Source organism: Nitriliruptor sp. (genome assembly GCF_040882075.1).
Taxonomy (GTDB): Bacteria; Actinomycetota; Nitriliruptoria; order Nitriliruptorales; family Nitriliruptoraceae; genus Nitriliruptor.
The window spans coordinates 18309-29019 of record NZ_JBBEBZ010000085.1; the positions used below are offsets into that span (position 1 = coordinate 18309).

9 protein-coding genes are annotated in these 10711 nt (G+C 72.8%); 3 read left to right on the plus strand and 6 right to left on the minus strand.

Annotation, left to right across the window (positions count from 1 at the left end; translation table 11 throughout):
• From WEB03_RS04445 to WEB03_RS04455, 3 genes are all read left to right on the plus strand, one after another.
• On the plus strand, positions 1 to 957 hold a 957-nt coding region (locus WEB03_RS04445; protein WP_368069761.1), incomplete at its 5' end, for a copper resistance D family protein.
• 63 nt (positions 958 to 1020) lie between these two features.
• Positions 1021 to 1821, plus strand: coding sequence for a DUF1775 domain-containing protein (locus WEB03_RS04450; RefSeq protein ID WP_368069762.1), 801 nt, complete (start codon positions 1021 to 1023; stop codon positions 1819 to 1821).
• Between the two features lie 17 nt (positions 1822 to 1838).
• Positions 1839 to 2882, plus strand: coding sequence for a hypothetical protein (locus WEB03_RS04455; protein ID WP_368069763.1), 1044 nt, complete (start codon positions 1839 to 1841; stop codon positions 2880 to 2882).
• A gap of 172 nt (positions 2883 to 3054) precedes the next feature.
• Here WEB03_RS04455 and pknB read toward each other — a convergent pair whose 3' ends face one another.
• From pknB to WEB03_RS04485, 6 genes are all read right to left on the minus strand, one after another.
• Complete coding sequence (pknB, locus tag WEB03_RS04460; protein ID WP_368069764.1) at positions 3055 to 4818, minus strand: Stk1 family PASTA domain-containing Ser/Thr kinase; 1764 nt, start codon at positions 4816 to 4818, stop codon at positions 3055 to 3057.
• Between the two features lie 123 nt (positions 4819 to 4941).
• A complete protein-coding gene (locus WEB03_RS04465; protein WP_368069765.1) occupies positions 4942 to 6390 on the minus strand; it encodes a peptidoglycan D,D-transpeptidase FtsI family protein in 1449 nt (482 codons plus the stop codon).
• On the minus strand, positions 6387 to 7754 hold the full coding sequence (locus WEB03_RS04470; RefSeq protein WP_368069766.1) for an FtsW/RodA/SpoVE family cell cycle protein: 1368 nt from the start codon (positions 7752 to 7754) through the stop codon (positions 6387 to 6389). Before WEB03_RS04470 ends, WEB03_RS04465 begins: the two co-directional genes overlap by 4 nt.
• Positions 7751 to 9112, minus strand: coding sequence for a Stp1/IreP family PP2C-type Ser/Thr phosphatase (locus WEB03_RS04475; RefSeq protein ID WP_368069767.1), 1362 nt, complete (start codon positions 9110 to 9112; stop codon positions 7751 to 7753). Before WEB03_RS04475 ends, WEB03_RS04470 begins: the two co-directional genes overlap by 4 nt.
• Positions 9109 to 9582, minus strand: a complete 474-nt coding sequence (locus WEB03_RS04480) for an FHA domain-containing protein (protein ID WP_368069768.1) — start codon at positions 9580 to 9582, stop codon at positions 9109 to 9111. The genes WEB03_RS04475 and WEB03_RS04480 overlap by 4 nt, the downstream gene beginning before the upstream one ends.
• A gap of 1 nt (position 9583) precedes the next feature.
• Positions 9584 to 10372, minus strand: coding sequence for an FhaA domain-containing protein (locus tag WEB03_RS04485; RefSeq protein ID WP_368069769.1), 789 nt, complete (start codon positions 10370 to 10372; stop codon positions 9584 to 9586).
• Between the last annotated feature and the right edge of the window lie 339 nt (positions 10373 to 10711).

Genomic DNA, 10711 nt, shown 5'->3' on the forward strand with positions numbered 1-10711 from the left:
CGGGGGACGCGGCGGCCGCTGCTGTGGCTCGGTGCGGCGGCGACCCTGGCGCTCGCCTCCCACCTCCTCGACGGTCACCAGCGCACCGTGGAGCCCACCTGGCTGCTGGTCGGCGGCGACGCGATCCACCTCGCCGGCGCGGCCGCGTGGTTCGGCGGCCTGGTCCTGCTGGCGCTCACGCTCCACGCGACACGGATCGAGGACGACCCGGTCGGTGGCGCCACGATCGTCGCCCGGTTCAGCCGGCTGGCGCTCTGGTCGGTCGTCGCGCTGACGCTCGCGGGGACGGCGATGGTGCTGCCGCTGGTCCGCGGGCTGGACGCGCTCACCTCGACGACGTACGGGTGGACGCTCCTCGCGAAGGTCGCGGTCGTCGGGGTCGTCGTCGGTCTCGCCGCCTACAACCGGCGCGTGCTCGTGTCCGCCATCAGTGCTCGGACCGTGCCCGCCGGCGCCAGCACCGACGCGCCGCCCGGGGAGGCGGTCGACCGCGTCTCGGCCAGCGCTGCGGCGTGGTCGCGCCTCACCCGGGTCGTGCAGGTCGAAGCGGTCCTGCTGGTCGCGGTCCTCGGGCTGACGGGCTTCCTCGTCGCCATCCAGCCGGCCGCGGAGGCAGCCGGGATCGCCGGGCCGGTCGTCGTCGACACCGAACTCACCGACGGGATCGGGCTGAGCGTCACCGTCGACCCTGCCGAGGTCGGGCTCAACGCGGTCCACGTCTACGCCTCCGACGCGACCGGCCAGCTCACCGACGAGGTCACCGATCTGCGGCTCGAGTTCACCCAGACCGAGCAGGACATCGGCCCGTTCGTGGTCGAGCCGTTCGTCGCCGGGCCGGGCCACTGGACCGCCACCATCGAGGACCTGCGGTTCGCCGGGCCGTGGCAGGTCCGCGTGGTGGCCGGCATCGGTCGCTTCGACGAAGCGGAGACCACCATCGGCTTCGAGGTCCGGTAGCCGCGTCCCGAGGCGTTCGCGCCTGCTCACCCTCCACCCGCCCACGCTCCCGACGAGGTCCCGATGCGACGACGCCGTCCCCTCACCGTCGCCGTGGTGACGGCCACCGCGCTGCTCATCGTCGGCGTGGTGCCCGCCAGCGCCCACCCGTTCGTCGCCGGTGGCGCCACCGCGCCGGCGGGATCGCTGACCACCCTGACCCTCGCGATGGGGCACGGGTGTGGCACCGAGGACGACGCGGGCGGCGATCCGACCACCGAGGTGGCACTGGAGATCCCCGCCGCGTTCTCCTACCTCGCCGCCGACGATCAGGACGGGTACACGGTCAGCACCGAGGGTGGCCAGGACGGGGCCGTGCCGGACGTGGTGATCTGGACCGCGGTCGACGGCGGTGTCCCCGCACCCGAGGTGACCTTCGACGTGGTGGTCGACGGGCAGCTCGGTGACGAGGTGCACCTGCGGGTCTTCCAGGGCTGCGACGGCTTCGAGTACCGCTGGATCGGCACGCCCGACGAGCCCGCCGAGGACCCGGCCGTCCTGCTGACGCTGACCGACGCGGACCCGGACGCGCCGGCACCCCCCGCGCCGCCGGTGGACCAGCCCCCCGCCGACACGGAGGCCGACGCCGGCGAGGCCACGGACGCTGCTGTGGAGCCGGATGCCGACGCTGCCGAGGAGCCCGCCGCCACACCTGGTGTCGACGAGTTGCCGACCGAACCGCCCGCGGACGAGGGCGGCATCCCTGGGTGGGTGTGGATCGTCGGTGGGGCGCTCGCGTTGGCCGCCGTCGGTGGTCTGATCGGCTCACGCCGACGGCCGGTGCTGGAGCCGACCGCCCGCGACGAGCCACCGCTCACCCCGTGACGAGCAGGAGCCGTGCCGTGCGACACCGTGTCACCACCACCTCGCTGCTGACTGGTCTCGTGCTGGTCGTCGGTGCGGCCCCAGCGGCTGCTGATCCCGCCGGACCGACCAACTACACCTCCAGCGTCACGGGGGTCGAGCCGGCGACGGACACGATCTCGGTCGCGGTCCGCGGCGGGGACGCCTTCGTCGAACTGACCGCTGCGCCGGGCACCACGGTCGAGGTGGCGGGCTACGACGACGAACCGTTCCTGCGCTTCCAGCCGGACGGCACGGTGGAGCGCAACGAGGCATCTCCCGCGAGGTGGCTCAACGACGCGAGGTACGGCGCCGCGGACACCACCGTCCCGCCGGAAGCGTCCTCGGACGCACCACCTCGCTGGGAGCCCGTCGCCGAGGGCGGTACCTACGCCTGGCACGACCACCGGGTCCACTGGATGACCCCGACGCTGCCCCGCAACGTCGATCCCGGTGCGGACGGTCCCCAGCGGGTCACCGCCTGGGAGCTGCCGTTGACCGTCGACGGTGAACCCGTCACGGTCTCCGGTGAGCTCGGTTGGGAACCGTCGGTGTCGGCTCTGCCCGCCGGGTTCGTCGCGCTGCTGGTGCTCGGCGCCGGCGTCGCTGCGGCGTCGCGCTTCCCCGCCGCCAGCGTGACCGTGACGCTCGTCGGGGTGGTCGCGGCGGGGACGGTCGGCCTGGCTGGCAGCCTCGGGTTGCCACCCGGTGCCGACAGCGAACCGGCGCTGGTGCTGCTGCCGGCGGTCGCGCTGGCCCTGGTCGGCGTCGGTCTCGCGGTCCGCGGCCGGGCGGGTCTCGGCCCGGAGCTGATCGGTGCGCTCGCCGGCGTGCCGTTGCTGGTGTGGTCGGTGCTGCTGCTGCGAGCCCTGACGGCGCCGATCGTGCCCACCTCGCTCCCCGACGTCGTGGCACGGCTGCTGGTGGCCGTCGCGCTCGGTGCGGGGCTGGCGTCGCTGGTCGCGGCGGGCCGGGCCGTGCTCGCACTGCCGGGGCAGGACCCTGCCGCCTGGTCCGGACGGGATGCTGTCGCGGGGTCCTGATGTGGCGTTCGTGCCACGTGAGCACCCCGCTACCGCGCGGGATGCTGTACCGGGGTCCCGATGTGGCGCTCGTGCCACCTGAGCACCCCGCTACCGCGCGGGACGCTGTTCCGGGGTTCTGGCGTGGCGTTCGCGCCACGTGAGCGCCCCGCAACCGCGCAGGGAGCACCGCTCAGCCGAGCAGTCCATCCGCCTCGCCGTCCGTGCCGCCATCGGTCGGGGGCTCGGGTTCGGGTTCCGGTTCCGGTTCGGGTTCCGGTTCGGGCTCGGGCTCGGGCTCCGGTTCGGGCTCCGGTTCGGGCTCCGGTTCCGCGCCGCGGCTGACCACGATCCGGACCGTGTCCCCGGGCGAGACCTCCTGGCCCGCTCCCGGGTCCTGGCGGACGACGAAGCCCTCCGCCACGGAGTCGTTGAACTCGCGGTCGATCGAGACGACCAGGTTCTGGCCCTCGAGGGCCGCGATGGCGTCCTCCTGGGACCGGTTCACCACCGGGCGGACCACGACCAGCTCCTCGCCGCGGGAGACGAGGTAGGACACGCGGCTGCCGGTCGGGACCTCCTCGCCGGCCTCCGGCTCCTGGGAGATGACGCGACCCTCCTCGACCTCGTCGTCGAAGGCGCGGGTCCGCTCGCCGGCCACCAACCCGAGACCGCGTAGCTCGGCGAGCGCGTCCTCCTCGGGCAGGTCGGTGATGTCGGGCACCTCGACGACGTCGGCTCCCGTCGACACGACGATGTCGACCCGGCTGCCCTCGTCGGCCAACGCATCTGGCCGCGGGTTCTGGTCGATGACCGTGCCCGGTTCGAGTTCGTCGTCCGGCCGCTCGGTGACCTCGCCGCGCTCGAGCCCGTTGGCCTCGAGCCGTTCGGTGGCCAGCTCCTCGGTGAGCCCGATCACCTCGGGCACGGTCACCTGCCGGACGTCGCCGCCCGACAGCAGGGCCGTCAACCCCCACACGAGCCCGACGATCGCCAGGAGGGCGAGCACGGCGAGCAACACGTACGTCGCGCCACGGCGGCGGGCTTGTTCGTCCCGACCACGCACGACGGTCGTCGAGGCTGCAGGCGCGAGCAGGGCGGTCTCGTCCCGGCTCATGACCGGCGGTGCGGCGACGGGGCCTCCCGTCCGTGCGCTCAGCAGGTCGTCGCGCATCTCGATGGCGTCGCGGTACCGGTTGGCCGGGTTCTTGGCCAGCGCCCGCATCGCGATCGCTTCGGACGCTGCGGAGATGCCGGGATCGAGCTCACGCGGGGGCTGTGGGGGCTGCTGGACGTGCTGGTAGGCGACGGTCACGGGCGTGTCGCCCCGGAACGGCTGCGACCCGGTGAGGGCCTCGTAGAGCACGACGCCGAGCGAGTAGATGTCGCTGCGCGCGTCGACGTCGAGCCCCTGCGCCTGTTCTGGCGACAGGTAGGCCGCGGTGCCGAGCACGGCAGCCGTCCGAGTGACGGTCTCGTTGTCGACCGCGCGGGCGATCCCGAAGTCGGTGACCTTCACGGCCCCATCGTCGGCGAGCAGGATGTTGCCCGGCTTGATGTCGCGGTGGATCAGGCCCCGGTCGTGGGCGTACCCGAGCGCAGCGGCGGCATCGGCGGCGACCTCGAGGGCACGGTCCTCGGTGAGGCCACCCGCCTCGATGGCCTGCTGGAGCGAGCGTCCCTCGACCAGCTCCATGACGATGAACGGCTGACCGGCGTCCTGCCCGGTGTCGTAGACCGCGACGAGGTTGGGGTGGTTCAAGCGGGCGACGTGCCGCGCTTCGTCCTGGAACCGGCGGGTGAAGTTCTCGTCCTCGAGGAACCGGTCGAGCAGGATCTTGACAGCGACCTCGCGGCCGAGCGAGCGGTCGCGGGCGGCGAAGACCTCGGCCATACCGCCGCGCCCGAGCAGCCGGGACAGCTCGTAGCGTCCGGCCAGGACACGTCCATCGCTCACCGTGGCTCCGTGTTCCGGTGGTGGTGCGGGTGGTGCGGGTGGTGCGGGGCCCGCGTCGGACCGCATCGCACGACGCACGAGCGTAGCGGCCGGGTGGCCCACCACCGGCGGTCGCCACCCCGATCAGCGGTCGAGCGCCGCCTGCATCACCGCGCGGGCGATGGGGGCCGCGAGGGCACCACCCGTGGCGTCCTGTGAGCTGTTGGGGAGCACGACCGCGACGGCGACCCGCTCCTCGGCGAACCCGATGAACCACACGGTCGGGTCACCGCCGGTCTGCGCTGTCCCGGTCTTGCCGCCGACTTCGACCCCGTCGATCGCGGCCCGGGTACCCGTGCCGTTCTCGACCACCGAGATCATCATCTGTCGCAGCTGGTCGGCGGTGCGGGGCGACACCGGACGGTCCCCCGACGGGCCGCCGACGTCCCACGAGGCACCGGCCGGTCCCCGCAGCTGCCGGCCCGAGGGCGCCCGGACCGCCTGGACGACGTGGGGACGGACCAGCTGGCCACCGTTGGCGATCGAGGCGGAGACCAGCGCCATCTGCATGGGGGTGGCGCGCACGTCGCGCTGACCGATGCCGGACTGGGCGGTGGCGGGCACGTCCTGCTCGTTCGGGATGGCCGATTCCACCACGTTGAGCTCGTAGGGCACCGTGCTGTTGAAGCCGAAACGCTCGGCCTGGGCGGCCAGCCCCTCGGCGCCGAGCTCGACGGCCAGCTCCGCGAAGGTGGTGTTGCACGAGACCCGGAGCGCGTCGGCCAGGGTGATCGGGTCCCCGTCGTTGCACGTCCCGCCGCCGAAGTTCGGGATGTCGGCGGTCGTCTGCGGCACGTCGAACAGCTCGGGGTCGTCGAAGGTGTCGTCGGGAGCGGCGCCGGCCTCCAGCGCTGCTGCCGCCGTCACGATCTTGAAGGTCGAACCCGGCGGGTAGGTCTCGCGCAACGCCCGGTCGACCAACGGACGGGCCTCGTCGGCGTTCAGGGCCTCCCAGGTCTGGCGGATCTCGGTCGGGTCGTGGGAGGACAGCGGGTTCGGGTCGTAGGTCGGGTTCGCGTAGCTGGCGAGCACGGCACCCGTGGTGGGGTCGATCGCGACCACGGCGCCGGTGACACCACCGAGCGCCTCGGCCGCGGCACGCTGCACGGCCGGGTCGATGGTCAGCTCGACGATGTTGCCGGCGCGGTCGCTGGCGCCGAGCAGCTCGCCGAGGTTCTGCGCCACCTCCTCGGTGGAGCGCCCCGTGAGGTCCTCGTTGAGGGCGGACTCGAGCGCGGCCCGCTGGAGGATGAACGAGTAGTAGCCCGTCAGGTGGGCGTAGAGCGGCCCTTCGGGGTAGGTGCGGCGGTACCGGAGGTCGCCGCCTTCGGTCTCGACGCTGCGGGCGATGACCTCCTCGCCGACGACCATCGGACCGCGTTCGATCGCGTACTCGCGGATGATCAGACGGCGGTTCGCCGGGTGGGTGGCGAGGTCATCGGCCTGCACCAGGGTGATGACGTTGAGGTTGACGAAGAGCGCCCCGAACAGGAGCAGGACGACCCCGGCGACCCGACCGATGGACCGGTTCACGCTCGTGCCGCCTGGCGCACCGCGCGGTCACGGGCGCGATCACGGGCGCGATCACGGCCGGTCACCTGCGCGCGGGACTCGTCGCTGATGCGCAGCAACAGGCCGATCAGGAGGAAGTTAGAGAGCAGCGACGAGCCGCCGTAGGAGACGAACGGCAGGGTGATGCCGGTCAAGGGCACCAGCCGGGTCAGCCCGCCGATGATGACGAAGGTCTGGAACCCCAGGGTCACGGTGAGACCGGCCGCGAGCAGGGTGGAGAACTCGTCCTTGGCGGTGAGCGCGATCTTGAAGCCGCGCACGACGATCAGCAGGTAGGCCAGCAGCAGCGCCGACGCGCCGAGCAGGCCGAGCTCCTCGCCGACCACGGCGAAGATCGCGTCGGTGGCGCTGAACGGGATGTCCTGCGGTCGCCCGAAGCCAGGCCCGGTGCCGGTCAGGCCGCCCGTGCCCAGGGCGAAGAGCGACTGCGCGATCTGGTAGCCCGAGTCCTGGACCTGGCTCCACGGATCGAGCCAGATCGACACGCGGACCCGTACGTGGCTGAACAGCTGGTAGGCGAGCGCCGACCCGGCCAGGAACGCCGCACCCCCGAGGATCGGGTAGGCGACGCGGCCGGTCGCGATGTAGAGCATCGCCACGAAGGCGCCGAAGAACAGCAACGCCGACCCGAGGTCCCGCAGACCCGCCATGATGACCAGCGCGACCCCAGCGGCCACGAAGACCGGCGCGAGGTAGCGCGCGGCGGGGAGCAGCAGCGGCCCCACGCGCTGGGTCGCGACCGACAGCAGCGCGCGGTTCCGTTCGAGGTAGCCGGCGAGGAAGATGATCATCGTCAGCTTGGCGATCTCGCCCGGCTGGATCGTCATGCCCGCGACACGGACCCACAGCCTGGCACCGTTGATGGTGCCTGCGGTGATGCCGGGAACCATCGGCAACAGCAGCAGGCCGAGCGTGATCAGCCCGAAGGTGTACTGGTAGCGGCCGAGCTGGCGGACCTCGCGGATCAGCAGCAGCAGCCCGCACATCGCCCCGATCGACACGATCGACCACACGGTCTGGGTGACGGCCAGGGTCCCGTCGGTCGCGAGATCGACGCGGCGCACGAAGACCAACCCGAGACCGTTGAGCAGCACCGCGAGCGGCAGCAGCGCGGGATCGGCGTCCGGAGCCAACGAGCGGACGGCGACGTGAGCGACCATCCCGGCGGCACCGACGGCGAGGGCCGGCGTGAGCGCTGTGAGGGGGACGTCGGTGGTCTGGGAGAGCTGGAGGAGCACGGCGGCCCCGGCCGCGACGAGGGTCGCGCCGACCAGCAGGGTGAGCTCGCGCCGGCGGAGCGAGGCGCTCGCGGGGGCCGTGCTCACGACTCGGCGTCCGTCCCGGTGTCGTCGGTCCCCGGATCGGTGTCGGTCCCGGTGTCGGTCCCGGCGTCGGTGTCGTCCGCGGTGTCCGATCCGGTGCGACGGGGCGCGTTCTCGATGATCCGGCGGGCGTCGGCGAGGTCGGCGGCCGTCACCCCGTCGTCGAGCGCTTCGGCGTACCAGCTGGGGACGTCGTCGACCGAGAGCTGGCTGCGCTCGTGGACGCGCCCGAGTTCGACCGGCCCGACGGTCACGTCGACACCGCGGTAGATGACCACCTGTTCGTCGTCGAGGCCCACGTAGTAGGACCGGTCGAGCAGGAACCTCCCACCGAGCAGGGCGAGGGCCACCAGGATCGCGATCGCGACGAGCACGGCGAGGATGCGTCCGGGCTTCCAGCGGCGCGATCGACCCTCCGCGTCGTCGGCCGCGCCGGGCCCACCACCGGTCGGGGTCAGGGCGCCGTAGTTGCCGAGCCGACGGGCCCAATCGCCACCGTGGGACTCGGAGCGCGTCCCGATCTGCACCGGTGAGCGTTCACCGTCGCCATCGCCGCCCGTCCCGGGGTCAGGTCCGCCGAAAGGGCCGGTGTCCTCACCGTCCTCGTCGTCCGAGCTCGACGACGGTGCCGTCGGCGTCCCGTACCGCAGGAGCACGGCGGTGATGTTGTCCGGACCGCCCCCGGCGTTCGCCGCGTCGACGAGTCGTTGCAGGGTCTCGTCCGGATCGTCGCGCGTGGCGAGTTGCCGTGCGATCTCGTCGTCGTCGATGACGCCGGTCAAGCCGTCCGAGCACAACAGCAGCTGGTCGCCCGGGTCGAGCTCGAGCGACAGCGCATCCACCTCGATGTGGGGGGACACCCCGATCGCGCGGGTGATGATGGACCGCTGCGGGTGGGTCGCTGCCTCCTCGCGCGTGATCTGCCCCTCGTCGACCAGGTGCTGAACGAGCGTGTGGTCGTCGGTCAGCTGCGCGAACCGGTCCCCGCGGAGCAGGTAGGCCCGCGAGTCGCCCACGTGGGCGATGTGCAGCCTGCGGCCCTCGATCAGGGCGACGGTGAGGGTGGTGCCCATCCCCCGGTAGGCGGGATCCTCGTCGGCCATGCGCGACACGGTCTGGTTGGCCTCGATGACCGCTTCGCGGAGCGCGGAGATGGCGGCGGGACCGTCGGTGAAGTCGACCTCGTCGAGCGCCTTGACCGGTTCGAGCGCGGTGGAGGACGCGACCTCGCCGGCGAGGTGGCCTCCCATCCCGTCGGCGACGGCCACGAGCCGTGGACCCACGTGGAACGCGTCCTCGTTGGCCTTCCGGACGCGCCCGACGTCGGTCACACCCGTGGCGGCGATCCCATCAACGCTCACCTGCGGACCTCCACGCGCGTCTTGCCGAGCCGGAGCTGGTCACCGGTGGCGACCGGTACCGGGTGGGTCAGCTTGGCGCCGTTGAGGAAGGTTCCGTTGGTCGAACCGAGGTCGCGGACGTTCCACCCTCCCTCGCCGTCGGGCAGCAGCTGGGCGTGCTCGTCCGAGGCGTAGACGTCGTCGATCACGATGTCGGCGCCGCTGGCACGGCCGAGCGTGATGGCCTGCTTGCCGAGCGGACGTACCGAGGGGGTCCCCGTCGGGGCGTGGACCACGATCTCGCGCGGCGGCTTGCGGGTCCGGCGTGAGCTGTCGGACGACGACGTGGCCACGGCGGGACGCCGAAGGGCCGTCTTGCGGCGCGGCCCGTACAGGTCGACCGCGACGGCACGGATGGCGCGGAACAGGAACAGGTAGAGCCCGAGCAGCAGCGCGAACTTCAGCAGGGTCAGCAGGGCGTTGGGGACCACGTCAGCCGCCCACCAGTTCGAGGACGACGTCGCCGAGCTCGATGCGGTCCCCGGTGGCGACCTGGTGCTCGGCGGCGCGTCGGCCGTTGACCTTGGTGCCGTTGGTCGAGCCGAGGTCCACGACCCACCACGCGTCGCCGCGGCGCACCAGCGCGGCGTGCTCCCTCGAGACGGTGGTGTCCGGCAGCGTCAGGCCGCAGGAGGGCAGTCGACCGATCACGAAACGCGATCCGGTGAGCGGTGCCCGCAGCGAGGTGTCGCCGCCGTCGACGACGCGCACCTCGAGGCTGGTCCGAGGGACGGCGCCCACCACCATGGTGCGGTCGATGGCGGCGCGGTCGTCGGCCGGGGCGGCTGCGCGATCGTCGCTGGCCGGGGGCCCCGAGGTGGCCGGCGCGCGGGACGGCGCCTGGCCGTCACCGACGGCTTCGACGCGGCCGGCGAGCCGGTAGCGACCGACGCGGACCTCCTCGGAGGCCTCGACGCGGATCTTGACCGGGCCGCGCAGGGTCCAGCCGCGGTCGGCGGCCGTGCTGACCACCACCTCGCCGAGCTCGCGGGGCAGCGACGCGCCGAAGGTCGACAGCCGATCGTGGTCCTTGGCGCTCACCTGGACGCGGTAGACGTTCGGCACGACCACGCCTTCGGCGGTGACGTGCTGGTGGTCCTCGGCGTAGCGCTGGACGGCCTTGGCGAGCTCGACGGGCTGTAGGCCGGACCGGAACGCGCGCGCGAAGAAGCCCTCGACAGCACCTTCGAGCCGTTTCTCGAAGTCCTGGAGCACGCCCATCCGGAGTCCCGCGTCGCGTCGTCGCTCGTGACGGCCCGAGGTGGCTCGGGTCGTGGTCGGAGCGCGGGCGGTCTTCTCCACCCACACCGGACCGGCCGGAACGTAGCCGAACGACCCCCTGGACCGGTCCCGTCCGAACGGCGCACGTCCCCGCGCGACCTCGCGCGTGTGCGGTGTGGATCGCCCCTGCGGGTGCGCTGGAGGCGTGGGGGTGCGGCGGACGGCGGTGAGCGCCTACCGGTGGCGCGTTGTCGCGGCCGTCGGCCCGTTGCTACGTTCCGCGCCTCCACTCCTGGGCGGGTGGCGGAATTGGCAGACGCGCACGGTTCAGGTCCGTGT